Source organism: Pseudomonas alcaligenes, assembly GCF_014490745.1.
GTDB lineage: Bacteria > Pseudomonadota > Gammaproteobacteria > Pseudomonadales > Pseudomonadaceae > Aquipseudomonas > Aquipseudomonas alcaligenes_C.
In genome coordinates, this window is record NZ_LZEU01000001.1 from 1,253,938 (window position 1) to 1,279,806 (window position 25,869).

The 25,869-nt window shown below is 66.1% G+C and carries 17 protein-coding genes; 7 read left to right on the forward strand and 10 right to left on the reverse strand.

Annotated features, from left to right (window positions below; all coding sequences use genetic code 11):
• Positions 1-137: 137 nt before the first annotated feature.
• The 4 genes from A9179_RS05605 (at position 138) to A9179_RS05620 (ending at position 8,216) form a co-directional block, all read left to right on the forward strand.
• On the forward strand, positions 138-1,820 hold the full coding sequence (locus A9179_RS05605; RefSeq protein WP_187804849.1) for a fatty acid--CoA ligase: 1,683 nt from the start codon (positions 138-140) through the stop codon (positions 1,818-1,820).
• A 219-nt stretch (positions 1,821-2,039) separates the two neighbouring features.
• A complete protein-coding gene (locus A9179_RS05610; RefSeq protein WP_187804850.1) occupies positions 2,040-3,944 on the forward strand; it encodes a DUF1302 domain-containing protein in 1,905 nt (634 codons plus the stop codon).
• A 31-nt stretch (positions 3,945-3,975) separates the two neighbouring features.
• A complete protein-coding gene (locus A9179_RS05615; RefSeq protein WP_187804851.1) occupies positions 3,976-5,343 on the forward strand; it encodes a DUF1329 domain-containing protein in 1,368 nt (455 codons plus the stop codon).
• A 137-nt stretch (positions 5,344-5,480) separates the two neighbouring features.
• Positions 5,481-8,216 carry a LuxR C-terminal-related transcriptional regulator gene (locus A9179_RS05620; RefSeq protein ID WP_187804852.1) on the forward strand — a complete coding sequence of 912 codons (2,736 nt, stop codon included), beginning with the start codon at positions 5,481-5,483 and terminating at the stop codon, positions 8,214-8,216.
• Between the two features lie 146 nt (positions 8,217-8,362).
• On the opposite strand, the gene A9179_RS05625 is transcribed toward A9179_RS05620, so the two are convergent.
• Positions 8,363-9,196: a metal-dependent hydrolase gene (locus tag A9179_RS05625; protein ID WP_187804853.1), complete on the reverse strand. Its 834-nt coding sequence runs from the start codon at positions 9,194-9,196 to the stop codon at positions 8,363-8,365.
• Between the two features lie 119 nt (positions 9,197-9,315).
• Here A9179_RS05625 and A9179_RS05630 point away from each other — a divergent pair, with 119 nt between their 5' ends.
• From A9179_RS05630 to A9179_RS05640, 3 genes are all read left to right on the forward strand, one after another.
• Positions 9,316-10,350 carry an AraC family transcriptional regulator gene (locus A9179_RS05630; protein ID WP_187804854.1) on the forward strand — a complete coding sequence of 345 codons (1,035 nt, stop codon included), beginning with the start codon at positions 9,316-9,318 and terminating at the stop codon, positions 10,348-10,350.
• Positions 10,351-10,656: 306 nt separating this feature from the next.
• Positions 10,657-11,811, forward strand: coding sequence for a response regulator (locus A9179_RS05635; protein WP_187804855.1), 1,155 nt, complete (start codon positions 10,657-10,659; stop codon positions 11,809-11,811).
• Positions 11,812-11,841: 30 nt separating this feature from the next.
• Positions 11,842-16,215 carry a response regulator gene (locus tag A9179_RS05640; protein WP_187804856.1) on the forward strand — a complete coding sequence of 1,458 codons (4,374 nt, stop codon included), beginning with the start codon at positions 11,842-11,844 and terminating at the stop codon, positions 16,213-16,215.
• 21 nt (positions 16,216-16,236) lie between these two features.
• Here A9179_RS05640 and A9179_RS05645 read toward each other — a convergent pair whose 3' ends face one another.
• The 9 genes from A9179_RS05645 to A9179_RS05685 form a co-directional block, all read right to left on the reverse strand.
• Positions 16,237-16,629, reverse strand: a complete 393-nt coding sequence (locus A9179_RS05645) for a GFA family protein (protein ID WP_187804857.1) — start codon at positions 16,627-16,629, stop codon at positions 16,237-16,239.
• A 207-nt stretch (positions 16,630-16,836) separates the two neighbouring features.
• The gene (locus A9179_RS23155) at positions 16,837-16,908 is read right to left on the reverse strand and encodes a DAPG hydrolase family protein (RefSeq protein ID WP_187808514.1); all 72 of its coding nucleotides are present in this window, start codon (positions 16,906-16,908) and stop codon (positions 16,837-16,839) included.
• Positions 16,909-16,971: 63 nt separating this feature from the next.
• The gene (locus A9179_RS05655; protein ID WP_187804858.1) at positions 16,972-18,333 is read right to left on the reverse strand and encodes a DUF1329 domain-containing protein; all 1,362 of its coding nucleotides are present in this window, start codon (positions 18,331-18,333) and stop codon (positions 16,972-16,974) included.
• A gap of 15 nt (positions 18,334-18,348) precedes the next feature.
• Positions 18,349-20,040 carry a DUF1302 domain-containing protein gene (locus A9179_RS05660; RefSeq protein WP_187804859.1) on the reverse strand — a complete coding sequence of 564 codons (1,692 nt, stop codon included), beginning with the start codon at positions 20,038-20,040 and terminating at the stop codon, positions 18,349-18,351.
• A 123-nt stretch (positions 20,041-20,163) separates the two neighbouring features.
• Positions 20,164-22,092 (reverse strand): acyl-CoA synthetase, encoded by a 1,929-nt coding sequence (locus A9179_RS05665; protein WP_187804860.1) that lies wholly within the window; start codon positions 22,090-22,092, stop codon positions 20,164-20,166.
• Entirely contained in the window at positions 22,092-23,048 is a 957-nt protein-coding gene (locus A9179_RS05670; RefSeq protein WP_187804861.1) for a fumarylacetoacetate hydrolase family protein, read from the reverse strand. The genes A9179_RS05665 and A9179_RS05670 overlap by 1 nt, the downstream gene beginning before the upstream one ends.
• Positions 23,049-23,197: 149 nt before the next feature.
• Entirely contained in the window at positions 23,198-24,289 is a 1,092-nt protein-coding gene (locus A9179_RS05675; protein ID WP_187804862.1) for a VOC family protein, read from the reverse strand.
• 80 nt (positions 24,290-24,369) lie between these two features.
• Entirely contained in the window at positions 24,370-24,984 is a 615-nt protein-coding gene (locus A9179_RS05680) for a TetR/AcrR family transcriptional regulator (RefSeq protein WP_187804863.1), read from the reverse strand.
• 230 nt (positions 24,985-25,214) lie between these two features.
• On the reverse strand, positions 25,215-25,856 hold the full coding sequence (locus A9179_RS05685; protein WP_187804864.1) for a TetR/AcrR family transcriptional regulator: 642 nt from the start codon (positions 25,854-25,856) through the stop codon (positions 25,215-25,217).
• Positions 25,857-25,869 lie beyond the last annotated feature (13 nt).

A 25,869-nucleotide genomic window follows, 5' to 3' on the forward strand; every position in this document is an offset into this window, starting at 1 on the left:
CGACCTGAGGGTGGCGATTCTACTGTGTGACCAAAGGTGGCCAAAGAGTCACGTGGAAAATCATTCTTTGGGCTGATTTATGCGTGGCCGGGGCGCTCTAGATTGGCTGCCATCGCGCACTCACGGACATCACTCCCATGCTCAAGACCCGCGTCATCCCGCCTGCCGCCAATGCCAACCAGGCTCCTATGCTGATCAAGCGCCTGCTGCTGTCCGGCAGCCGTTACGAGAAGACCCGCGAGATCGTCTATCGTGACCAGTTGCGCTACAGCTACGCCACCTTCAACGAGCGCGTGGCGCGCCTGGCCAACGTACTGAGCGAGGCCGGCGTGCAGGCCGGTGACACGGTGGCGGTGATGGACTGGGACAGCCACCGCTACCTGGAATGCATGTTCGCCATTCCGATGATCGGCGCTGTGCTGCATACCATCAATATTCGTCTGTCGGCCGAACAGATCCTCTACACCATGAACCATGCCGAAGATAAGTTCGTGCTGGTCAACAGCGAGTTCGTGGCGCTGTACAAGGGCATCGAGAACCAGCTGACCACGGTGCAGAAGACCCTGCTGCTGACCGACGAGGCGCAGAAAACTGCCGAGCTGCCGAACCTGGTGGGCGAATATGAGGAACTGCTGGCTGCTGCCAGCCCGCAGTACGACTTCCCCGATTTCGACGAGAACTCGGTGGCCACCACCTTCTATACCACTGGCACCACCGGCAACCCCAAGGGCGTGTACTTCACCCATCGCCAGCTGGTGCTGCACACCCTGGCTGAGGCCAGCGTGCTGGGCAGCCTGGACAGCGTGCGTTTGCTCGGCACCAACGACGTGTACATGCCGATTACGCCGATGTTCCACGTGCATGCCTGGGGTATCCCCTATGTCGCCACCATGCTCGGTATCAAGCAGGTCTATCCGGGGCGCTACGATCCGGAGCTGCTGGTCAAGCTGTGGCAGACCGAGAAGGTGACCTTCTCCCATTGCGTGCCGACCATCCTGCAGATGGTGCTCAACGCCAAGGCGGGGCAGGGCGTGGACTTCGCCGGCTGGAAGATCATCATCGGCGGCAGCGCGCTCAATCGTGCGCTCTATGAAGCGGCCAAGGCCCGCGGCATCCAGCTCACCGCGGCTTACGGCATGTCCGAGACCTGCCCGCTGATCTCCTGCGCGCACATCAACGACGAGCTGCTGGCCGGCAGCGAGGACGAGCGCATCACCTATCGGATCAAGGCTGGCGTACCGGTGCCGCTGGTCGAGGCCGCGCTGATGGGGGCGGATGGCCAGCTGCTGGCGGTCGATGGCGAGACCCAGGGCGAGCTGGTGCTGCGCGCGCCCTGGCTGACCATGGGCTACTTCAACGAGCCGCAGAAGAGCGCCGAGCTGTGGGAACACGGCTGGCTGCACACCGGTGACGTGGCGACCCTGGACGACTTCGGTTTCATCGATATCCGCGACCGCATCAAGGACGTGATCAAGACCGGCGGCGAGTGGTTGTCGTCGCTGGAACTGGAAGACCTGATCAGCCGTCATTCTGCCGTGCGCGAAGTGGCGGTGGTCGGCGTGCCCGATCCGCAGTGGGGCGAGCGCCCGTTTGCCCTGCTGGTGCTGCGCGAGGGGCAGCAGCTGGATGCCCGTTTGCTCAAGGAGCATCTCAAGCCTTTTGTCGAGCAGGGGCATATCAACAAGTGGGCGATACCCAGTCAGATCGCACTTGTTACCGATATTCCCAAAACCAGTGTCGGCAAGCTGGACAAGAAACGCATTCGTACGGAAATCGCCCAGTGGCAGGCGGCGGGGAGTGCATTCCTGTCTACCCTGTGAGGGCCGATGTACCCGCTTTGGGGTGATAAAGCGGGTTACAGAGCAAACGCTTGGCTCATAAATTGCTGTTTTGCTGCGCATTCGGCTGGGCATGCTTCGCGTGACCGGCCGGTCTAGACGGGTTGGAGGCTGGAAATCACACTTTCGGGGGATCAAGCCTTACTACCCGGTGGCTATATTCGCCACCATCCATAACAAAAAACACATGGAGTAGCGTCGATGACAACAACCAAACCGTTCTGGCGTCTGGCCAAACTGCCTCTGGCGGTGAGCCTCGCCTCAACTCTCGCTGCCCCGGCATTCGGCGTAACCTTCAACATCGGTGAGATCGAAGGTCAGCTCGACTCCACCCTGTCGGTGGGTGCCAGCTGGTCGGTACGCGATCCGGATCGCGACTTCATCGGGGTCAACAACGGCGGCCAGGGCCTGTCGCAGACCAGCGATGACGGTCACCTGAACTTCAAGAAGGGCAAGACCTTCTCGAAGATCTTCAAGGGTATCCATGACCTCGAGCTGAAATACGGCGAGACCGGCGTATTCGTTCGCGGCAAGTACTGGTACGACTTTGAACTGAAGGACGAGAACCGCGAGTTCAAGGACATCGACGACCACAACCGCAAGGAGGGCGCTCAGGCCTCCGGCGCGCAGATCCTCGACGCCTTCGTCTACCACAACTACGACATCGCCGATCAGCCGGGCTCCGTGCGTCTGGGCAAGCAGGTGGTGAGCTGGGGTGAAAGTACCTTCATCCAGGGCGGCATCAACACCATCAACCCGGTCGACGTGGCTGCATTCCGCCGCCCGGGCGCCGAGGTCAAGGAAGGTCTGATCCCGGTCAACATGTTCTACGTTTCGCAGAGCCTGACCGACAATCTGTCCGCTGAGGCCTTCTACCAGCTGGAATGGGATCAGACTGTCGTCGACAACTGCGGTACCTTCTTCTCCAACGCCGACGTGGCGGCAGATGGTTGCGATGACAACCTGCGTCTGCTGACCAACAACGTTGCTCGCGTGAATGGCGTTCTGAACCCGCTTCTGGTTGCCAACGGCCTCAGCCCGCTCGATGTCAACGCGGAAGGTAACCTGGTTGTGCGTGCTGGTGACCGCGATGCTCGCGACAGTGGCCAGTGGGGTACGGCGCTGCGTTACTTCTTCGAGCCGCTGGATACCGAGTTCGGCGCCTACTTCATGAACTACCACAGTCGTGCGCCGATCCTCAGCGCAACTGCGCCTGGTCAGGACGTGTATAACGTAGGCAACGCCATATTGCCGATTCTCAATGGCTCTGCTTCTGCACTGGCTGTTGCTGGTAGCTCCAGCTATTTCATGGAGTATCCGGAAGATATCCGCCTGTATGGCCTGAGCTTCTCCACCACGCTGCCCACCGGTACTGCCTGGCAGGGTGAAGTCAGCTACCGCCCGAACGCTCCGGTGGCGCTGAATACCACCGATGTTCTGTATTCGGCCGTGCGTCCGCTGAACAACCCCGGTTTTGCCAACCCCTATGCCGATGCTTCCGTGCTGAGTGGTGCGCCGGGCATGACCCGCCATGGTTACAACCGCAAGGAAGTGACCCAGATCCAGACCACCTTCACTCACTTCTTCGATCAGGTGATGGGTGCCGAGCGTCTGACTCTGGTGGGCGAGGCCGGCATGACCTTCGTCGGTGGCCTGGAGCACAGCAGCGAAGCGCGTTATGGCCGTGATCCGGTCTTTGGCCCGGGCGAGCTGCCCAACGGCAGTTGCGAGCTGCTGAACAACGCCACCATCGCCGGTGCAGTCGGTAACGCCGACTACTCCAACGCGACCAAGGACTGCAACGACGACGGTTTCACCACCCACAGCTCGTGGGGCTACCGTGCTCGTGCCATCTGGGACTACAACGACGTATTCGCCGGTGTGAACCTGCGTCCGAACGTTGCCTGGTCGCATGACGTCGATGGCTACTCGCCTGGTCCGGGTGCCAACTTCGAAGAAGGCCGCAAGGCAGTCAGCCTGGGTGTGGATGCCGAGTACCAGAACACCTACACCGCCAGCCTGTCCTACACCGACTACTTCGGTGGCGACTTCAACACCCTGTCTGATCGCGACTTCGTAGCCCTGAGCTTCGGCGCCAGCTTCTAAGCGCCCGGGACCATTAAGGAAAGACATGCACATGAAAACAACAAAATACCTGCTGCAATCCGGTGCCCTGGCGCTGTCGCTGGTGGCCACCGGTGTAATGGCTGCCGTTTCTGCTGATGAAGTTGCCAAACTGGGTACCAGTCTGACTCCGCTGGGCGCCGAGAAGGCTGGCAATGCCGACGGTACCATTCCCGAGTGGACTGGCGGCCTGCCGAAGAACGCCGGCACCATCGACGATCGCGGCTTCCTGTCCGACCCGTTCGCCAATGAAAAGCCGCTGTTCACCATCACCGCGCAGAATGTCGATCAGTACAAGGACAAGCTGACCCCGGGTCAGGCGGCGATGTTCAAGCGCTACCCCGACACCTACAAGATGCCGGTGTACACCACCCACCGTACCGCCAACGTGCCGGACAGCGTGCAGGCTGATGCCAAGTCCAACGCCGCCAACACCAAGCTGGTCGAAGGTGGCAACGGTCTGGAGAACTTCAAGACTGCCTACCCGTTCCCGATCCCGCAGAACGGCCTGGAAGCGGTATGGAACCAGATCACCCGCTACCGCGGTGGCAGCGTGCGTCGCCTGGTGACCCAGGCCACTCCGCAGCCGAACGGTTCCTACAGCCTGGTGTACTTCCAGGACGAGTTCAGCTTCCCGACCAGTCTGACCGACTACGACCCGAGCAAGCCGAGCAACATCCTGTTCTACTTCAAGCAGCGCGTAACCGCTCCTGCGCGTCTGGCCGGTAACGTGCTGCTGGTGCACGAGACCCTCAACCAGGTGAAGGAGCCGCGTCTGGCCTGGCTGTACAACGCCGGTCAGCGCCGCGTACGCCGCGCTCCGCAGGTGTCCTACGACGGTCCGGGTACCGCCGCCGACGGTCTGCGTACTTCCGACAACTTCGACATGTACAACGGTGCTCCTGACCGTTACGACTGGAAGCTCAACGGCAAGAAGGAAATCTACATTCCTTACAACACCTACGAGCTGGATTCGCCGAAGCTGAAGTATGCCGACATCATCAAGGCCGGCCACCTGAACCCGGAGCACACTCGTTACGAGCTGCACCGCGTCTGGCATGTCACCGGCACCCTGAAGGCCGGCGAGCGTCACATCTATGCCAAGCGTGACATGTACATCGACGAGGACACCTGGCAAGCCGCGATCATCGACCACTACGACGGTCGTGGCGCCCTGTGGCGCGTTGCCGAGGCTCAGGCCCAGTACTACTACGACAAGCAAGTGCCGTGGTACACCGTGGAAACCCTGTACGACATCATCTCGGGCCGTTACCTGGCTCTGGGTATGAAGAACGAGGAGAAACAGTCCTACGACTTCAACTACAAGGCTTCCACCAGCGATTACACCCCGGCGGCCCTGCGCCAGGCGGGCGTGCGCTAAGCGCTGCAGCGTGACGAAAAAGCCGGCCGAGTGCCGGCTTTTTCTTTGCCGCTGGATAAGCGGGCTTCAAAAGCGGGGTGCAAGGGGATAGTCTGCGGGGCAATCATCCCGCCCGCTGCCGAGTCTCGAACCAGCACGTGACCGATCTGTCCCGCTCCTCCGATCTCGCCTGTTTCCCCACCACTCCCGGGGATGGGCGCTTCTTCCGTCCGCCTCTGCCCGTCGGCCATGTGCTGCGCCCGCGGCTGTGCGAGCGCCTGGCGGAAGGCATGGGCGGGCGCCTGCTGCTGGTCTGTGCACCGGCCGGGTTCGGCAAGAGTTCCCTGGCCGTCGAGTTCTGCGAGCGCCTGCCGGCGCAGTGGCACAGCCTGTGGCTGAGCCTGAACCGCCGCGACAGCGACCCCGGACGTTTTCTCGAGCGCCTGCTGGAAGGGCTGCGCCAGCATTTTCCGGGGATCGGCGACGAAGCCTTGGGCATGCTGAAAATGCGCCAGCGCCACCAGCCTTTCGCCTTCGAGGAGTGGCTGGACGGCCTGCTGGACGAACTGGGCGAGCGCCTCGACCCGGCGGCGCCGCTGCTGCTGGTGCTGGACGACTACCACCTGGCCCAGGGCGCAGTGCTGGATCGCTGTCTGCAGTTCTTCCTCAACCACCTGCCGGCCGGCCTGCTGGTGCTGGTCACCAGCCGCCAGCGCCCGGACTGGCATCTGGCGCGCCTGCGCCTGTCGCGGCAGTTGCTGGAGTTGCACGAGCAGGATCTGCGCCTGACCCGTGAGGAAACCCATGCGCTGCTGTCCAGCCAGGGCGCGGATCTGCAGGGCGAAGTCCTCGACTGCCTGCTGCAGCGCAGCGAGGGCTGGGTGGCCGGCTTGCGCCTGTGGCTGCTGACTGCCGACGAAGCGCTGCAGGAGGAAGCCTCGCGTGACCTGCACGGCGGCCAGGGGTTGATCCGCGACTACCTGCTCGAGGAAGTAATCGAGCGCCAGCCGCCCGAGGTACAGGCCTTCCTCTACGATACCGCCTGCCTGGAGCGCTTCTGCGCCGAACTGTGCGATGTCATGCGTGATGCCCATGACAGTGCGGCAATCCTCCAGCACCTGCAGGCGCACCAGGTGTTCCTGGTGCCGCTGGACGAGCATGGTCGCTGGTTCCGCTACCACCACCTGTTTTCCGATCTGCTGCGCTCCAGCCCGGTTGCCCAGCTTTCCCTGCCGCCAGCCAGCCTGCACCTGCGCGCCTGCCGCTGGTTCAGCGGCCAGGGCATGCTCGATGAGGCGGTGGAGCAGGCGCTGCGGGCCGGCCAGCCGGACGTGGCGGCCAGCCTGGTGCAGAACTTCTCCGAGGAGCATCTGCTGGCCGAGCAGAACGTGGCCATGTTGCTGCGCTGGAAGATGAACCTGCCCGACAGCCTGCTGAGCAGTACGCCGCGGCTGATCGCCCTGTACAGCTGGGCCCTGGCGCTGGCCTGCCAGCTGGATGCCGCCGAGGATCTGGCCGGTCAGCTGGCGCGCTTCCTGCCGGCGCCGACGGCCCTCGAGCAGCAGGGCCTGCTGGCCCAGTGGCTGGCGATCAGCGGGGTGATCGCCCGCGGTCGTGGCGACAGTGCGCGGGCCGAGGAGTGCTTTGCCGAGGCGCTGGCCAGCATGCCGCCGGAGCGCTTCGGCGCCCGCCTGCTGTGCCTGTCGACCCTGGCCAACCTGGCCGTGGTGCGTGGTGACCTGTGGCGTGCTCGTGGCCTCAATCGCGAGGCCCTGGAACTGGCCCAGCGCCAGGCCAACCCACTGTTCGAAGCGCTCTGCCATTACGATCGCGCGCGCGTGCTGCAGGCGCGGGGCGAGGTCGTGCGCGGCCTTGAGGAGGTGCACCACGGCCTCGAGCGCCTGCGCGGCCTGTCGCAGCAGCGCCTGTATGCGGTGCGCGCACGGTTGACCCTGTACGAGGGCTTTTTGCTGTTCCTGCGCCTGCAGCCGGAGCAGGCGCGCAGCCGCCTGCAGACCGGCATCGCCGAGGCGCGCGCCTGCCGCGACATCAGTCTGCTGATCGGCTACTGCCTGCTGGCCAGCCAGGATGGCCGCGAAGGCCGTTTCACCGAGGCCTTCGCCCAGCTGGCCGAGGCCGAACGGCTGATGCATATCTGGGACGTGCCGCCGGTGTATTACCTGGCGATGATCACCCTGACCAAGTGCGAGTTGTGGCTGAGCCAGGGCCAGGTCGATCTGGCCAATGCCTGGCTGCTGCGTCTGGCGCAGACCTATGGTGGCGAGCAGGCCGCCGCGGCTCCCGAATTCCATCCGCAGCTGCCGCTGCATATCGAACTGCACCGGGCCGCCCTGGAGCGCCGTCAGGGCCAGCTGGGCGAGGCCGAGCGCCGCCTGCGCGGCCTGATCCTGCGGGCGCCAGGCTACGGCGGGCAGTTGCTCGGGGTGTTCGCCCAGGTACAGCTGACCCTGATGCTGTGCGCGGCCGGCCGTGAGCGCGAGGCCCAGCAGCAGCTGCATGCCTGTCTGCAGAGCGCCGGTGGCGGCGCCTTGCTGCCGTTTCACGAATTGCTGGCGCATCAGCCGAACTGGTTGCGTGAGCAACTGCGCTGCGCGCCGCCATCGCCGCTGGGGGAAACCCTGCAAGCCTTGTTGCCGGACGCGGTGGCGGGGGATGAGCCGCTGCTGGCCGGGCCGGCCGAGGCGCTCAGCAGTCGTGAGCTGGCCGTGCTGAGCCTGATTGCCCAGGGCTGTTCGAACCAGGAGATCAGCGAGCGCCTGTTCATCTCGCTGCATACGGTGAAGACCCACGCCCGTCACATCAACAGCAAGCTGGGCGTCGAGCGGCGCACCCAGGCCGTGGCGCGGGCCAAGGGGCTGGGGCTGTTGCGCTAAACCCCAGAAGCTGTCTCGGGTCTCTTGATCGTAGGCCATGCTGCGTTGAGATCGGGCCGGGACTGCTCATTTACACGTCGTAAACTTCGCGTCCTCGCCTAATCTCGCCTTGCCTGGCTCTAGCTCAAAAGATCCGAGACAGCTTCTTATCCCACTTCGGCCGGTGCGTCGAACTCGTGGCGATAGGCTTCGATCACGTGCAGGTTGTCGTGCTGCCAGGGATGGAAGTCGCGGCGGAAATAGTCGCAGTAGACCCGCCACAGCGGCCGCAGGATGCCGCGGCTGCCCCACAGCCAGCTCAGGCCATCGCGCCAGACCCGCCAGTTCCACAGCAGACCATCGCGCTTGAGCATGTGCACCAGGCCCTTGAAGGTATCCAGGGTGAAGAACAGGGTGCTGTGCAGCATCGCCCGGCGGCGTAGCCAGACATTGCCGCACACCTGTTGGTAGAGGTCGAAGGCCACCGCCTTGTGCTCGCTTTCCTCCAGGGCGTGCCAGCGCCACAGGCGCGCCATGCTGGGGTCGGCGCCACGCAGCCAGTCGGGGTTCTGCAGGATGGCATCGGCCATGATCGCCGTGAGGTGCTCCACCGAAACAGTGGCGGCCAGTTGCATCTTGCCCGGCAGATGTTTGCGCACGAAGGCCAGGCGGCGCTTCAGGCGGCGTTCCAGATAATCCAGGTCATAGTCGCAGGCGCGCAGGGCGTCGCTGTAGTGCTGGTGCTCGCGGCTGTGGTGGGCTTCCTGGCCAATGAAACCGCGGATCTGCTCCAGCTGCCTGGGGTCGCTGACCTGATCGCGATACAGACGCACCGAGTCGATGAAGAAGCGTTCGCCATCGGGGAACAGCAGCGACATGGCGTCGAAGAAATGGCTCTTGAAGGCATTGTCGCCATGCCAGTGGCGCAGCCACGGCTGGGGAAAGTCGAACTGCGGCTGACGCGCCTTGATCTGCAGGTCGTGCGGGGTTGGGCTGGTCATGCGGCCTCCCATCTATTGTTATGGTTTGCCCAGACTATGGTCTTGCCGGCTTTTCCCGGGCAAGGTTATCTTCAGCCAATATTCGGGTCATATCCGGCCACTGCTGCTAGCTGCCCATCATGAGCAAACCGCTTACCCTCAGCTCCGAACTGGTGCCGCTGACCTACGCCGAGGCCTTGCTCGAACTGGCCCAGGGCTTCGGCGTCGAGCGTGCGCGCCTGCTGGAGGGGGCGGGGCTGCGCGAGCAGGTGCTGCAACATCCGGCTGGGCGCCTGTCGTTCACCGATTTCCATTTGCTGGCCAACAGCGCGCTGCTGCTGTGCGACGAGCCGGCGCTCGGCCTGCTGCTGGGCCAGCGCCTGAATGCCTCGGCCCACGGCATCCTCGGCTACGCCTTGCTGTCCAGCGCCAACCTGGGCAAGGCCATCCAGTTCGCCCTCAAGTACTACCGGGTGCTGGGGCTGACCTTCGACCTGGAGCTGCACGAGCAGGCCGACTACCTGCAGCTGCGCGCCATCGAGTCGATTCCGCTGGGGCCGCTGGGGCGCTTTGCCGCCGAGGGCCTGTTCGCCAGCCTCTACAGCATCGCCCAGTTCCTCCTGGGCGAGGCGCCACAAGGTATCTCTGTGGGGTTCGGCTACCCCGCACCGGGGCATGCGCAGCGCTACACCGAAGTGTTCGGCACGCCGGCGCAGTTCGAGCAACCCTGGCACTGGTTCAATCTGCCGCGGGCCTACCTGGATCGCCCCATGGCCCTGGCCAACCCGGCCACCATGCAGATGTGCGAGCAGCAGTGCGAGGCGCTGCTGGCCAGCCTCGATGTGCAGGATGGCCTGCTCACTCGGGTACGCCGCCTGCTGCTGGCCCGCCCCGGTGATTTTCCCGACCTGGATAGCGCGGCGCGTGCCCTGCACACCAGCGGGCGCAGCCTGCGCCGCCATCTGGCGGCGGCCGGTACCAGCTACCAGCAGGTGCTCGACGAGGTACGCCGGCGCCTGGCCTTGCAGTACCTAGGTGCCACTCACCTGCCGCTGCATGAGATCGCCCTGTTACTGGGCTACAACGACCCCTCGAATTTCCGCCGCGCCTTCCGCAAATGGACGGGCAAGTCGCCGAGCGCATACCGGGCTGTGCCCGGAACCGCCTGGGAGTGACGCGGGGCGGGGGCGCAGAGACCTTCCTCTGACTGCGTGCCGCTATTTGAGATAGGAGCTCAACAGCGCGGCCACCTGGTCGAGCTCATGCTGGCACTACGTCACCCTGGCCTCTATCGGCGAGCTGAGTGCTGACGGTGTGCGTCAGCAGCTCAGCATTCACGAGGAACTGGTACACATCACGGTCGAGGTGAACCGTCTGCACGCGGCCTAGTGCGCCGCGGCACCGGCAAGGCAGGTGAAAGAAGTCCAGCTAAGCTTCTTGCCCATGGGAACCATAAGGCCTGGCCGGGGAGGGACGCCGCGATGAGTGACGAACAGAGCCACTACAGCCCGTCAACCATCCTGGTGGTCGACGATACACCCGACAACCTGATGCTGATGGCCGACCTGCTCAAGGACAAGTATCGGGTCAAGGCGGCCAACAGTGGCGAGAAGGCGCTGCACATCCTGCAGGGCACGCTACCCGACCTGATTCTGCTCGACATCATGATGCCGGGGCTGTCCGGTTACGACGTGGCCGAGCGGCTGCAGGGCGACCCGCGCACCCGTAACATCCCGATCATCTTCCTCACCGCCATGGCCGCCACCGAGGACGAGATCCACGGCCTGCAGCTGGGGGCGGCCGACTACATCACCAAGCCGATCAGCCCGCCGGTCGTCCTGGCCCGGGTCGAGACCCAGCTCAAGGTCAAGGCGGCGGCGGATTTCCTGCGCGACCAGAACGACTACCTGGAGCAGGAAGTGCAGCGCCGCACGCGCGAGGTCATGGCCATCCAGGATGTCACCATCCAGGCCATGGCATCTTTGGCCGAGACCCGCGACAACGAGACCGGCAACCACATCCGCCGTACCCAGCACTACGTCAAGCTGCTAGCCGGGCTGTTGCGCGAACACCCGCGCTTCCGCCACTTCCTCGATGAGGAAACCATCAAGCTGCTGTTCAAGTCCGCGCCGCTGCACGACATCGGCAAGATCGGCATTCCCGATCGCATCCTGCTCAAGCCGGGTCGTTTTACTCCGGAAGAGTTCGAGATCATGAAGACCCACACCACCTTGGGGCGCGATGCCATCCAGCATGCCGAGAACCAGCTGGGGGTGAAGGTCGACTTCCTCCACTTCGCCAAGGAAATCGCCTACAGCCACCAGGAGAAATGGGACGGCAGCGGTTATCCGGAAGGGCTGGCCGCCGACGATATTCCCATCAGCGCCCGCCTGATGGCGGTGGCGGACGTGTATGACGCGCTGATCAGCCGCCGCGTCTACAAGCCCGGCATGCCCCACGAGCAGGCCGTGGCGATCATCCGCGAGGGCCGCGGCTCGCATTTCGACCCGGACATCTGCGATGCCTTCCTGGCCAATGCCGAGCAGTTCCATGCCATCGCCGAGCGCTTCGCCGACAGCGACAAAGACATGGCCAAGCAATTGGCCGCCCTGGAGCAGATTGCCCAGGAGCCTTGAGAGGCGACGCTAGCCAAGGAGTGCCCTGCCATGAAGTTGCTCGCCCTGCTCGAGCGTCTGCCGCTGCGGCACAAGCTGGTGCTTGGTTTTGCCGTGCTGCTGGCGTTGTCCCTGTTCCTCGGCATGCAGAGCCTGCGTATCCAGTCTGAGCTGAAGAGCGACCTGCAGAACCTTTACAACCAGGATCTCCAAGGCGCCAATCATCTGCATGAAGTGCGGGTGCAGCTGCCGTATATCGTCCAGGCGCTGCAGCGGGCCGTGGCCACCAGCAGCGCCGACGTGCGCATCGCTTCGCTGCGTCAGCTGGAGGTTGCCAAGCAGCAGTTGCAGGAGTCCCTGGCCCTCGCCAAACCGACCGTGTTCCGTGCCGAGAACCTGGAACGCCTCGCCGAATTCGAGCTGCTGCTCGAGCGCATCGAACAGACCGGCAGCGAGGCGATGGAGCTGGCGGGGCAGGGGCGCCAGGGCCAGGCCCTGTTACTGATCAGTAGCGAGGAATTCCAGCAGCTCGACAGCCGCGCCGATGCAGTGCTTGGCGAAATTGTGCAGACCAAGCAGGCCGCCTTGCGCGAGCTGGTCGGCGAGATCACCCGTAATACCGAGCACAGTAGCCTGCGCACCTACATCCTGCTGCTCGGCGGCCTGGCCCTGGCGATCATGCTCGCCTGGCTGGCCAGCCAGTCGATTCGCAAGCCGCTGGAGCGCGTGCGCAATGCGGTCGATCAGCTCACCGCGGGCAAACTCGACCAGCCGATTCCGCACACCGACCTGCAGAACGAGACCGGGGATCTGGCCCGGGCCATCGCCAAGCTGCAGATCGAGTCGCGCCAGCTCGAACGGCAGCGCTGGATCAAGGCCCAGGTGTCGCTGGTGCAGGTCGATATTCAGGCAGCGGAGACGCCGGAGCAGCTTGGCCAGTTTTTCCTGCAGCGACTCGTACCTATGCTCGGCGCCTGCCAGGGGGTGCTCTATGTGCTGTTCGAGGGTGCCAGCCACCTGCAGCTGCTGGGCGGCTATGCGCTGGATGGCGAGCGTCCACCGGCGCAGAAGGTGGCCCTCGGCGAGGGGTTGCTGGGCCAGTGCGCACTGGATCGTCAGCCCCGCCAGCTGACGGACATGCCGAGCGCGTTCTGGCGCATTCGTTCGCAGCTCGGCGAGGCGCCGGCCAGTCACCTGCTGGTACAGCCGGTGATGCGTGGCGAGCGCTTGCTCGGCGTGCTGGAGCTGGCCGGTTTCTGCCCGCTGGACGAGCGGGAGGCGCTGCTCCTGCAGGAGGTGCTGCCCAGGCTGGCCGGTGCCATGGCCATCATGGAGCGCAGCGAGGCGGCCCAGACTCTGCTGCAGGAGACCCGCCGCCAGGCGCAGGAGCTGGAGGATCAGCAGGCGGCGTTGCGTGCCACCGAGGCCTGGTACCGCGGCATCATCGAGGCGTCCCCGGACGGCATGCTGGTGCTGGGGGCCGACGGCAACATCCTGATGACCAACCCGCAGCTGGATGCGCTGTTCGGCTACGAGCGCGGCGAGCTGATCGGCGCCAGCGTTGAACACCTGGTGCCGCAGGCCGTCCGCGGACGGCATGTCGGGTTGCGCAACGGTTTCATCGCCAACGGCACAACCCGGCAGATGGGCGCCAACCTGGACGACCTGCGCGGGGTGCGCAAGGACGGCAGCCTGTTCTCCGTGGAAATCGGCCTTTCTCATCTGCCCCAACTGGAGGGGCGTGGCATCTGTGTCTGCGCCTCGGTGCGCGATGTCAGCGAGCGCCGGGCGATGGAAAGCAAGCTGCGCACGGCCAGCGACCGCCTGAGCCTGGCGCAGGAGGCCGGCGACATCGGCCTGTTCGACGTCGACTTCGTCAGCGGCCAGGACTACTGGACGCCGCAGCTGGAGAAAATGTTCGGGCTCGAGCCGGGAGGCTTCGGCGGGACGATGGCGGCCTGGAAGGCCTTGCTGCACCCCGAGGACGCCGACGCAGCCGACCAGGCCTTTGCGGACGCGGTGGCCAGTGGTGCCGATCGCTTCGAGTCCTACTTCCGCATCGTGCGGCAGAACGATGGCGTGGTGCGCACCTTCAGATCGCTGAGTCGCTTTACCCGCGGCCCTGACGGCACGCAGCTGCGCGCCACCGGGGTCAACATCGACGTTACGGAGCTGATCGAGGCCCGTGCCGCGGCCGAGGAAGCGACGCGGGCCAAAAGCGATTTCCTCGCCAACATGAGCCACGAGATCCGCACGCCGATGAACGCCATCATCGGCATGAGCCATCTGGCGCTGCGTACCGGGCTGGACAACAAGCAGCGCAACTACATCGAGAAGGTGCATCGCTCGGCGGAGAACCTGCTGGGGATCATCAACGACATCCTCGATTTCTCCAAGATCGAGGCCGGCAAGATGAGCCTGGAGCAGGTGCCTTTCCGTCTGGAGGACGTGCTCGACAACTTTGCCAGCATGATCGGCCTGAAAGCCGAGGATAAAGGCCTGGAGTTGCTGTTCCAGACCCAGCCGAACCTGCCGACCGCGCTACTGGGCGACCCGCTGCGTCTCGGCCAGATCCTGATCAACCTGGGCAACAACGCGGCCAAGTTCACCGAGCGCGGCGAGATCGTGGTGGGCGTGGACGGCGCCCTCGAGGGCGAGGGGCAGGTGATGCTGCACTTCCGTGTGCGCGATACCGGCATCGGCATGACGGCGGAGCAATGTGAGCGCATGTTCCAGTCCTTCAGCCAGGCCGACAGCTCGATCACCCGCAAGTACGGCGGCACGGGCCTGGGGCTGTCCATCTCGAAGAAACTGGTAGAGCTGATGGGCGGCAGGATCTGGGTGGAGAGCCAGCCCGGCCAGGGTTCCACCTTCCACTTCCAGGTGCACCTCGGCGTACAGCAGGATGCCCAGCCGCGGCGCATGTTCCAGGCCGATGAGCTGCTCGGCATGCGGGTGCTGGTGGTCGATGACAATGCCAGCGCGCGGGAGATCCTCTCTGGCATGGCGCGCAACTTCGGCCTGGAAGTCGACGTGGCGGAGGGCGGCAGCATGGCCCTGCGCATGCTCGCCGAGGCTGGCACTCGGCAGCTGCCCTACGACCTGGTGTTGATGGACTGGAAGATGCCGGAGATGGACGGCATGGAGACGGTACGGCGGATGCGCCTGGCCAACCCGGAGTGCACACCGTCGGTGATCATGGTCACCGCCTTCGGCCGCGAGGAGGCGCGCGAGGTGGCCGAGCAGTACGGTGTTTTGCTGCCGGTGGTGCTGACCAAGCCGGTCACGCCCTCCACGCTGCTCGAGGCCATAGGCGTGGTGCTGGGCAAGGGCGTGCAGAGTGACACCCGCGCCAGTGAGCGCTCCGGGCAGAGCAGCAGCGCCATGGCCAGCCTGCAGGGCGCGCGGCTGCTGCTGGTGGAGGACAACGAGCTGAACCAGGAACTGGCCCGCGAGCTGCTGGAGAGCGCCGGGGTGCAGCTGAGCCTGGCCTGGCACGGTCAGGAGGCGCTGGACATCCTCGGTGCCGACAGCGCCTTCGACGGCGTGCTGATGGATTGCCAGATGCCGGTAATGGACGGCTACACGGCGACCCGCAAGATTCGCCAGCAGGCGCATTTCAGCGCGCTGCCGGTGATCGCCATGACCGCCAACGCCATGGAGGGGGATCGGGAGCGGGCCCTGGCCTGCGGCATGAACGACCACATTTCCAAGCCGCTGAACATCGACAGCATGTTCATCACCCTGGCCAAGTGGATACACCCTGGCGCCGGCCGCGCCACTGCGACTCCGGCCGATATGCGGCTGGCAAGCTCTGCGCTCGACGGGCTGCCGGCCCAGCTGCCGGGCATCGACCTGGCGGCCGGGCTGGCCACCTGCATGGGCAAGGCCGAGCTCTACCTGCGCCTGCTGCGCAAGTTCCGCGCGAGCCAGGCGGATTTTGCCGCGGCATTCCAGGCTGCCCGTAGCGACGCCGAAGCCAGCGCCGCGGCCCGCGTGGCCCATACCCTGCGCGGCACCGCCGGTAACCTGGGCGCGCGCGAGCTGGCGAGTGCGGCGGCGGCACTGGAGCAGGCCTGCCAGGCCGGAGCGGAGAGCGCCATTGCCAGCTGCCTGGCGCAGGTCGAGCGCTGCCTGGCGCCGGTGCTGGCCGGCCTGGAGAGCCTGCAGGAGGCTGTGGTTGCCACGCGGCCCGGGCCCGCAACGGCCAGCAGCGCGGAGTTCCGCCGGCAGCTGGCACGGGCCAGGCAGCTGCTGGCCGACAGTGATACCGAGGCGTTGAGCGCACTGCAGGCCCTGCACGGGCTGGCTGGCGGCGCGGCGCTGGGCGAGCTGCTGCGCCCGGTGATCCAGCGTGCCGAGCGTTTCGACTTCGACGAGGCCCTGGAGCTGCTCGGCAAGCTGGAGCAGAGCGCCGCTCTGTAGGCGTCTCGGTCGCGCCGGCGGCTACTCCTCGCAGCGCCCTGTGTGGTTGCGGTCGTGCTGGTAGTGGTGGGCCAGCGGGAAGGGCGGCAGCCAGGATTCGCGGCGCACGACCCAGCTCTCGTAGGTGGGCTGCAGCTGATCCGGCGCATCCAGCGAACCCAGGTGCACTTCGACTTCGTCGGCGCTGCGGGCAAACACCGAGGAGCCGCAGGTGGGGCAGAAGAAGCGCCCGGCGTAGCTGCTGGTCGCGCCGCTGATGGTCACGGCGCTTTCGGGGAAGATCGCCGAGGCGTGGAACAGCGCCCCGTGGTGCTTGCGGCAGTCGAGGCAGTGGCACAGGCCGACCCGGTACGGGGGCCCCTCCGCTACCAGCCGCACCTGGCCGCACAGGCAGCCGCCGGTGAATCTGTCCATGTTGCATCTCCTCTATGCCCGGCATCGGTGGCCGTGGGCTGACAGTAGCAGCTGCATAGGCAGGTGTTGGCCAGCAAAAAAGACCGCCCCGAAGGGCGGTAAAAATCCCGGGGTTCCAGCCGGCAACGAGGAGTAGCCCGTTGCCCCCGAGATGCCAGCGCGTGCGCGTGCGGGGGGGGGGGGGGAGGCCGCCGCCACGACGTCCCGCTACAGCCTGGGGAGAAAGCGCGCGAGGTGGTTCATCTCCCTGGCGCAGTGCTGCAGCAGGTCAAGCTCCATGCGGTCGCCGAGCAGCTGCGCGGCTTGCCGGCGGGAGGGCCGGGCGGCCCTGCGGGTGGCGTTTCAGCGCACGCCGGCATTGCGCAGTGCAGTGGGCGTGTACTCGGCGGGCGAAGTCTTGAAGCCGAACTCCAGCGGCTCGTGCTCCTCGTTGCGCATGCCCGCGACTATGTAGCGGCCGTTGATCAGGTCATACAGGGTCTCCACTCCCAGCCAGGGCACCTGCACGTCGTAGCGCGGCGTCATGAAACCCTCGGCGACCCGCCACAGGGTGCCGCGGGCATCGAAGTGGTCGAGCAGGACGATCTGCCAGCTGTCCTCGTCCAGGTAGGCCACCCGCTTGGCGTAGATATGGCGCTTGCCGGCCTTGAGCGTGCCTTCCACCGCCCACACCCGGTGCAGCTCGTAGCGCGTCAGGTCGGGGTTGATATGCCCCGCTTTGACGATGTCGGTGTAGCGCTGGCTAGGCGCTTCGAGCTGAAAGCTGTTGTAGGGGATGTACAGCTCGCGCTTGCCCAGCAGCTTCCAGTCGTAGCGATCCAGCGCGCCGTTGAACATGTCCAGGTTGTCGGCGGTGCGCTGCCCTTCCGAGGCGGGGAAGGGGCCGTCATAGGAGATCTGCGGGGCGCGCCGCACGCGGCGTTGTCCGGCGTTGTAGATCCAGGCCTTGCGCGGCTCCTTCACCTGATCGAGGGTCTCGTGCACCAGCACCACGTCACCGGCCAGACGGGCCGGCGCGGTGATCAGCTCGCGGTAGTAGAACAGCACGTTGCTCGGTTTGGCCGGGTCGAAGTCGGTCAGATGGTCGCGGTAGGAGAACTGCTGCTGGAAGTACACCGGGGTGAAGGTGCCGTTGGCCAGGGGCGTGGCCAGCACATAGCTGCGTCGGGCGCTGCCGCCGCGATAGCGGGTGAGGTGGTTCCACATCACTTCCAGGCCGTTCTGCGGAATCGGGAAGGGGATGGCGGTGGCGAAGTCCTTGAGACCGTCGCCATTGGCCAGCAGCGTGGTGCTGACGGCGTTGCGCGCTGCCGCCTGCTGGATCGCCGCGGGCACGCTGGCACTGCGGTGGCTGGGGAACACGCGCATGCGGTAGCTGTCCGGGTAGCGCTGGAACAGGGCCTGCTGGCCCGGAGTCAGGTGCTCGGCATACTGCGCCAGGTTCGCCGCGCTGATGGTGAAGAGCGGCTGCTCGTCGGCATAGGGATCTTGCAGCCGGCCGCTGGCCGCATCGACGTGACCGGCGGCCGGGCCGAGCCCGCCGTCCCAGGCCGGGATGCTGCCGTCGGCATTGCCGGCGCGCTGCGCCCCGATGGGGGTCAGGGTGCTGTTCAGCTGGGCCGCCTCGCCGGCCGAAACCGCCGCCTGGGCGCTGCACTGCAGGACGAGGGAGAGCGTCGCAAGGAGCAGGGATTGCTTGTTCATGGGGAGGGCACTCGCTTAGAAGGCAACGCCGAAGCTCAGGGCGACGAAGTCACGGTCGATGTTGGTGTTGTAATCACCGCCGAAGAAGTCGGTGTAGGACAGGCTGGCGCTGTAGGTGCTGAGGAGGCTGGCATCGACGCCCAGGCTGATGGCCTTGGCGCCTTCGTTGAAGCCCGGCTCGGCGCCGTAGCCGTCGACATCGTGGGACCAGGCCAGATTCGGCCGCAGTTCCACGCCGGGGATCAGGTTGCTGTATTCCCAGATGGCACGGACGCGGTAGCCCCAGGCGCTGCGGGTGACGAAGCCGGCGTCGCTGCAGTTGGCCGGCGTGGCGCTGTTCGACAGGCTGGTGCACAGGCGGTTGTCCGGGTACAGCCGGCCCTGGCCGAAGACCGTGGGCCGGCCATAGCGCAGGTCGCCACGATCCTCCAGGCCGCCGACCCGCACCAGGCCGACTTCGCCGACCAGGGTCAGGCGATCGGCGCCCATCACCTGATCGAAGAAGTGGGTGGCGGTCACCTGGGCCTGGGTCACTTCCTTGCGCCGATAGCCGTGGATATCCATGCCGCTGCCGAACTGCACGGCGCCCGAGGACAGCACGGGGGACAGCGCTGCCGAGCCGCTGGCGGCGGTGACCAGATCCGGCGGGCTGATCTGCACCGGCATGTTCGGCCGGTAGCTGATCTCGCCGGCCAGGGTGGTGCCGCTGGCCAGCATGGTGCTGAAGCTGAGGCCGTACAGGCGGATGTCTTCCGGGTATTCGATGAAATAGCGGGCGCTGGCCAGGTCACCGGGAGTGGTGGCGCCGATGGTGCTGAAGTAGGGCTGGTTGCTGTGGTTGTTGATGAAGTAGGCGGCGAATTCGCTGTCCAGCTCGGGGGCGAACCAGCGCAGGGCGGCGCCCCACTGGCCGCTGTCGCGCGCATCGCGGTCGCCGGCCCGTTCCAGGCTGACGCCCAGCGCAGTGTCCAGCCCGCCGCAGCCGTCGGCAACGACATCGGACGAGGAGAAGAAGGTGCCGCAGTTGTCGATGACGGTCTGATCCCACTCCAGCTGGTAGAAGCTCTCGACGGACAAGGTCTCGCTGAGGTTCTGCGAGAGGTAGAACATGTTGACCGGGATCAGCCCTTCCTTGATCTCCGAGCCGGGCCGGCGGAACGCCGCGACATCCACCGGGTTGATGCTGTTGATGCCGCCCTGGATGAAGGTGCTTTCGCCCCAGCTGACCACCTGCTTGCCCAGGCGCGTGGTGCCCGGCAGCTCGCCGAGCTGGTAGTTGTGGTAGACGAAGGCATCCAGCAGCTGGGCGCCGGAGGACTGGGCGGCCTCCTTGCGGTTGTGTTCGTCGATGTCCTTGAACAGGCGGCTCTCGTCCTTCAGCTCGAAGTCGTACCAGTACTTGCCGCGCAGGAACAGGCCGCTCTCTGCGTACTTGAGTTCGAGGTCATGGATGCCCTTGAACACCTTGGAGAAGGTTTCGCCCTTCTTGAAATTGTGCTTGCCGTCGTCCGAGGCCGGGCCGTGCAGCTGCTCGGGGTCGGGGTTGCGCAGCGCCCAGCTGGCGCCGACCGCGAGGCTCGAATCGAGCTGGCCGTCGATCTCGCCGAGCTGGAAGGTCACGGCTGCAGCCGGGTTGCCACCGAGCGTGGCCAGGGTGACGGCGGCTGCCAGGCTGGCCCGGCGCCATGGGGGTTGCTTGCGTGTCATGGATTGCACTACCTCTTGTTATTGTTGTGGTGAAGTCGTGGGGCCCTTTTCCTGGACACAGCAGGGCCCGTTGGCCGGCGTGGCACGGCGGCCATGAATGGGTGGACGGGTTAGTTCAGTGACTCAGCCGGGCACGGGCGGGCTCGCGGCAGCGGGTAGCCATTCGACCGGGAAGCTGTAGCGCCCCAGCACCTGGGCCAGCGCGGCCTGCTGGGCGCCGGCGGCGATCTGCGCGACCAGGCCGCGGCGGGCATCCTGCACCACCTCCACATGCACTGCTGCGGCGCCCAGGGCGCGGGCTTCCTGCTGCACCACCCGGGCGATCTCGCGCTGCTGCAGGGCTGGCTTGAAGATCTTGCCGACCGGGGTGACCGGCAGCGCCTCGAGGATCTCGATGCGCTTGGGAATCGCCGCGCGCTCGGCGATGTGGGCGCCGGCAAAGCTCAGCAGTTCGGCGCTGCTGGTGCTGTGCCCGGCGGCCAGCTGGACGTAGGCCACCGGCACCTCGCCGGCATGCGCATCCGGGCTGCCGACAGCGGCTACCAAGGCGACCGCGGCGTGGGCCTGCAGGGCTTCCTCGATCTGCTTGGGGTCGATGTTGTGGCCGCCGCGGATGATCAGTTCCTTCTTGCGCCCGGTCAGCCAGAAGTAGCCGTCCGCATCCTGGCGGCCGAGGTCGCCGGTATTGAGCCAGCGGCATTGTTCGATCTCGATCCAGATGCCCTGGTTGTGGCTGCCCTCCAGGTAGCCGGCAAACACATTGGGCCCGGTGATGGCGATCACCCCGACTTCGTCCACGGCGGCATCGCGCAGGTAGGCGCCGGCTTCGTCGAGGAGCACCGCGCGCATGTCCTGATAGGCCAGGCGCAGGCCGATGGAGCCGACCCGGCGCTCGCCATCCGGCGGGTTGCTGGACGACACGCAGGCGCCTTCGGTCAGCCCGTAGCCTTCGAGGATGCGTACCCCGACCCGGCGTTCGAACTCGCGGAACAGCTCCACCGGCATCGGCGCGGCGCCACACAGGGCATAGTCCAAGCTGGACAGGTCGTGGCCGTCGGCCGGCTGCTGCAGCAGGGCCGAATAGACGGTGGGCACGCCGGAGAAGGCGTTGATGCGAAAGTGCTGAACCATGGCCCAGAAATTGGCGATCACCCCCTCGCCGCGGTAGCCCTGGGGCGTGCCGATGATCACCCGGTCGCCCTGGCTCCAGGGCATCAGGCCGGTGACCAGCTGGCCGTTGACATGGAACAGCGGCAGGCCGCAGAAGAACACCTGACCGGCGATCCGCGGCTGGGTGTTGGCATCCATCGCCCAGGCGTTGAACACCTCGGAACCATGGCTGCGGATGGCGATCTTCGGCAGGCCGGTGGTGCCGCCGGTGCAGAAGTAGGAGGAGTGTTCCTCGGGCCTGATCTGCCGGGCACTGCACAGGCGTTCGGCCGGCTGGCGGCGCATCAGCGCGCGCAGCTCATGGATGCGCCGGCCCGGGTGGCGGGAGCGCTCACGCCAGGCCAGCCAGCGCAGGGCCAGGCCGGCCATGGTGCCCACGTAGGGCGTCATGCTTACCCACACCACATCCTGAACGCCGGGCAGGTGTTCCAGCTGGCTGGCGAGCTTGTCCCACAGGTCGCTGCCCGGCGTCGGCGCCAGGCAGACCACTACCCGGGCGTTGGCCGCACGCAGTAGGTCGCCGATCTGCGCGGCTTCCAGCATCGGGTTGACCGCCATGACGATGCCCGCCGCCTCGCCGCCCCAGATGGTGAAGTGGGTTTCCGGCAGGTTCGGCAGGAGGAAGGCGATGACGTCGCCGGGGCCGATGCCCAGGCCGTGGAACGCATTGGCGGCGCGGGTGATATCGGCGAACAGCTCGCTGTAGTTCCAGTCGTGGGTGTTGCGAAAGTCCTTGGCGCTGAGAAAGAAGCTCAGCGCAGGGGCCTCGGCATGCTGCGCGGCACTGCGCTGCAGGGCGGCGTAGGTGCTGCTGGCCAGGCCACGGCGGTGCAGCGGCGTCTGTTCGAGGCTGCGGATATCGCCCAGGGATTGCACGGCCATCAGGCTTGCTCCACGACCAGGTTGCGCTGCACGCCGAGGTCGATGACCCCGTCGGCACTGCGGATGCTCGCCTCGACCCGGTCGCCGGCCTTCAGGTAGTAGTCGCTGCGGGCTTCCTGGGCCTTCATGAACACCTTCCATTTCACCGCCTCGGGCAGCAGGGCGCCGATCCGCTGTTTGGCCGGGGAGGGCACGGTCAGGGCGCAGCCGGCGGGAGTGCCGGTGGCGATCAGGTCGCCGGCGGCGAAATCGTGCACGGCGGACATTTCCGTCAGCGTCTCGGCCGGGCCGTACACCAGGTTGGCCGTGCTGTCCTTCTGGCGGGTCTGCTGGTTGACGCTCAGGTGCAGGTCGAGGCGCTTCAGGTAGCCCATGTCCTTGGCTTCCAGCAGGCACAGGTAGGGACCGACCGGGCCGAAGGTGCGGAAGCTCTTGCCCTTGTAGAACTGCATTTGCGGGATCTGCACGTCGCGCGCCGAGTAGTCGTTGACGATTACCAGGCCGGCGATGAACTCGTGCAGGTTGGCCTCGCTGACCTGTACCGGGCCGCTGATCGCGCGCTTGAGCACCAGGCCCAGCTCGATTTCATAGTCGAGGAAGCGCACCGCCCGCGGTTTGATCAGCGGGCTGTCGGCGGCGACCATGCAGCTGGTGGCCTTGGTGAAGATCATGTTGAAGTTCTTCACATCGGGATCCATCCCGGACTCGATCATGTGCTGGCGGTAGTTGGCGCCCTGGCAGACGAACTGCTGGTTCTGCGTCACCGGCGACAGCAGGCTGACCTCCTCCAGGCTCAGCTCGTCACCCTGCAGGGCGGCCAGCTCGGCGATGCGGGTCTGCCGGATCAGCTCGCCGGTGCTGGCGAAGTCGCCGGGGATGGGCGTGATGCGGTTCTGGCGGATGACCCCCCAGCGGGCTTGGTTCTGGTGTTCGAAGCGGACTACATGAACGGGCATGGCAAGGGCTCCCGATGGGGCGGTTGGTGGCACTGAAACTGAGGGTTGTGGCGGCGCGGCTGGCCTGGCCGCGGCCGGTAGCAGCAGGCCGACGGCCAGGCTCAGGCCGGCCTTGAGGGCGCTGCGGCGGCTGCAGGCAGGCATGGTCGCTAGCCGAACAGGCGGGCCAGCATCACCAGCTTGCGCCAGGTCAGATCCGGGCTGCGCCGCAGGTTGCGCAGCAGCAGGCGCAGGTTGGTGAAATTGATGGCCGGTTTGGTGAAACTCTTGGGCATGCGCTGGCCCCACTGCGCCATGGCTTCCGGGCTGACGCCGTGCAGCCCGGTGGGCTGCGCGGCGGTGAACAGGTCGCCATCGCAGTAGTGCTCGTGCTTGTCGCCCCAGGGGTCTTGCCAGTAATCGAAGATCTGGCTGCCGAGGATGTGCCGGCCGATGCCCCAGGCATGCTTCCAGCCACGCTCGCGGAGGATGCGCTGACCGACGCCGACGGCATCGGCATCGACCACTTCGAAGGCGCTGTGGCTGTAGGTCGCCATAAAGCCCTGGGCGATGGCCAGGGTGTGGTGGTCGGCTGGTGTTTCGCCCAGATCCAGGCGCAGGAAGGCCACTGCTGGCGAGCCATCGGGCAACACCTGGATGTCGCTGGGGATGAAGCCGAAATGCTCGCTGTACCAGGCGCAGGTGGCCTGGAAGTCGGCTACTTCCAGCACCACGTGGCCCAGTTTGATCACTTCAGGCGGAGCAATCGGTGGGCGCTGGGTGTCATTGATACGCGGGCTGCTGTCGACCTGGTTGAGCGGCAGGGCCGGGCGATGGGCGACGGCTGCGGCCGGCGTCTGGCCATACAGGGCCTCCACCAGGAAGCCGGACGGGTCGCGCAGGCGCACCCGCTCGCCGCCGCCCGGTGCCTGCACGTTCTCGATGGCGGAGGCGCCGGGCAGGTTGGCTAGACGTTGCAGATCGGCTCGTGAGGCCAGGCTAAGGGCGAAGCCGAGAAAGCGCGCCTGGTTGCCGCGCTGCACCTGGTAGCAGTAGGGCGCGCTACCGGTACCGCGCAGGTACAGGCTGTCGGCGTCGCGCTGCGCTACGCGCAGGCCGAAGTCGCCCAGGAAACGCTCGGCGCGCTGCAGATCCGGGCGCTCGAAAATCAGGTGCGCCAGGGCCTGTGCCTTCACTGTCGGCCGGGCGTGCCTGGCCGGCTGCGGGGTGGCCAGCCGGGGTTGCGAGGTGGGTATTGTCATTGTTGTACTCCACAGCTTTTTTACGGCAAGGCTTCGCCCTCGACCCCGCATGGCGGGATCGTCGGCAGTCCGGTCAATCGTCAGTCCACGGCGGGTAGCGGGGGCAGGTCGAGCCCGGCCAGCCGGTGCGCCTCCTCGGCGGGGATGCCCAGTGCGCGCAGCACCAGTTCCACGGTTTCACTCCCGGCTTCACGCCAGGTCTTGATGCCTTCGAGCACCAGGAACATCGCGCCCAGGGTGGCGCTGGCAATCAGCGAGATGACGCTGGTCAGGTTCTCCTGGCGAATCTGGTAGCGGCCGATCTTGAGCCCCTGCAGCAGGTCGACGGTGACCTGGCTGTAGAGCAGCTCGCGCATGGCCGCGTTGCTCATGGCGAAGCGGTTGAGGAAGGTGCCCCAGTGCGGCTCTTCATGGGTGCGCCGAATGAAGTGGCGCATGCCTTTGGACAGGCGCTCGGCCGGGTCTTCGACAGTGGCGAAGCTCGCCGCGATGCGCTGGTGCATCTCGCCGCTCAGCTGGCTGGCCACCTGGCCGAACAGCTGATCCATGGTCTCCACGTTGTTGTAGATGGTGCCGCGGGCCACGCCGGCCTCTTCGGCCAGGTCGCTGATGTTCAGCTGGGTGACGCCCTTCTCGGCGAAGAGGCGCAGGGCGGCCTTGTGGATGCGGCGCTGAGCTTGGTTGAGCCGGGTCAACGGAATGTCTCCAGAATCGGTATGAGCAAATTGAACACTGGTGTCCAAGATTGGTCAACAGAGTTTTATTTTGCCCGATAAATGGACATTTGTATTCTGTATTGGACGCTTGTGTTCAATTTGTGGCGGCAGGCCAGGCACCGCAGGCCCGGCGCTGGGCCGGGCGACTGTTGTGGGGAGGGGGATGGGGCGGAGGTGCGGGGGGGCTGGCGCTCAGGCGGGCGCGCGGCCTAGCCCGGCAGGGCCTGGTAGGCCAGCTTGCGCGCCTTGGCGGGAGTGGCGCCAAGCGCGCGCAGGATCATCTCGCTGACCTTGCTGTCGTGCTCGCTGCTGGCACGGCCTTCCACGGCGCTGCGCATGGCGCCGACCGTGCAGGACACCAGTAGATCGAGGGCGAGGCTTTCCTCGGCATAGGCGAGCGCGCCTTCGGCGAGGCCGGCACGCAGGTCGCCGAGGGCGGTGGCGGCGATCTGCGAGCGCATGGCCTGGTCGAAATGCGCCACGCGGATCACCGCGCTGGCCCAGTCGGGGTCGGCGAGGGCGCGGCGGACGAACATGCGCACGCCGATGCACAGGCGCAGGGCGCCGCTCTGGATGCCGGCGCTCTGCAGCGTGATGGCGGCGGAAAACTCGTCGGCCAGGGCCAGGCCGACAGCTTCGACCACCTCGTCGCGGCTGCGGAAGTAGTTGTAGATGGTGCCGCTGGCTACTTCGGCTTCCGTGGCCACATCGAGCAGGGCGATCTCACCCACGTCCTTGCGGGCGAACAGGCGCACTGCCGCATCGATCAGGCCACGGCGGGTGCGCTCACGCTTCTTGTGCCCGCGGCTCAGCGGCGCGGGGGCGGGCTCAGGAGGGGTGGCTCGGCTCATGGCAGACCTCGGA

Excerpts from the sequence above, each read along its gene's own strand:
- A9179_RS05605 (WP_187804849.1), top strand. The coding sequence starts at position 138 with ATGCTCAAGACCCGCGTCATCCCGCCTGCCGCCAATGCCAACCAGGCT.
- A9179_RS05665 (WP_187804860.1), bottom strand. The coding sequence starts at position 22,092 with ATGGCCGTGCAATCCCTGGGCGATATCCGCAGCCTCGAACAGACGCCG.
- A9179_RS05635 (WP_187804855.1), top strand. The coding sequence starts at position 10,657 with ATGAGTGACGAACAGAGCCACTACAGCCCGTCAACCATCCTGGTGGTC.
- A9179_RS05610 (WP_187804850.1), top strand. The coding sequence starts at position 2,040 with ATGACAACAACCAAACCGTTCTGGCGTCTGGCCAAACTGCCTCTGGCG.
- A9179_RS05675 (WP_187804862.1), bottom strand. The coding sequence starts at position 24,289 with ATGACAATACCCACCTCGCAACCCCGGCTGGCCACCCCGCAGCCGGCC.
- A9179_RS05615 (WP_187804851.1), top strand. The coding sequence starts at position 3,976 with ATGAAAACAACAAAATACCTGCTGCAATCCGGTGCCCTGGCGCTGTCG.
- A9179_RS05685 (WP_187804864.1), bottom strand. The coding sequence starts at position 25,856 with ATGAGCCGAGCCACCCCTCCTGAGCCCGCCCCCGCGCCGCTGAGCCGC.
- A9179_RS05660 (WP_187804859.1), bottom strand. The coding sequence starts at position 20,040 with ATGACACGCAAGCAACCCCCATGGCGCCGGGCCAGCCTGGCAGCCGCC.
- A9179_RS05670 (WP_187804861.1), bottom strand. The coding sequence starts at position 23,048 with ATGCCCGTTCATGTAGTCCGCTTCGAACACCAGAACCAAGCCCGCTGG.
- A9179_RS05640 (WP_187804856.1), top strand. The coding sequence starts at position 11,842 with ATGAAGTTGCTCGCCCTGCTCGAGCGTCTGCCGCTGCGGCACAAGCTG.
- A9179_RS05625 (WP_187804853.1), bottom strand. The coding sequence starts at position 9,196 with ATGACCAGCCCAACCCCGCACGACCTGCAGATCAAGGCGCGTCAGCCG.
- A9179_RS05645 (WP_187804857.1), bottom strand. The coding sequence starts at position 16,629 with ATGGACAGATTCACCGGCGGCTGCCTGTGCGGCCAGGTGCGGCTGGTA.
- A9179_RS05655 (WP_187804858.1), bottom strand. The coding sequence starts at position 18,333 with ATGAACAAGCAATCCCTGCTCCTTGCGACGCTCTCCCTCGTCCTGCAG.
- A9179_RS05630 (WP_187804854.1), top strand. The coding sequence starts at position 9,316 with ATGAGCAAACCGCTTACCCTCAGCTCCGAACTGGTGCCGCTGACCTAC.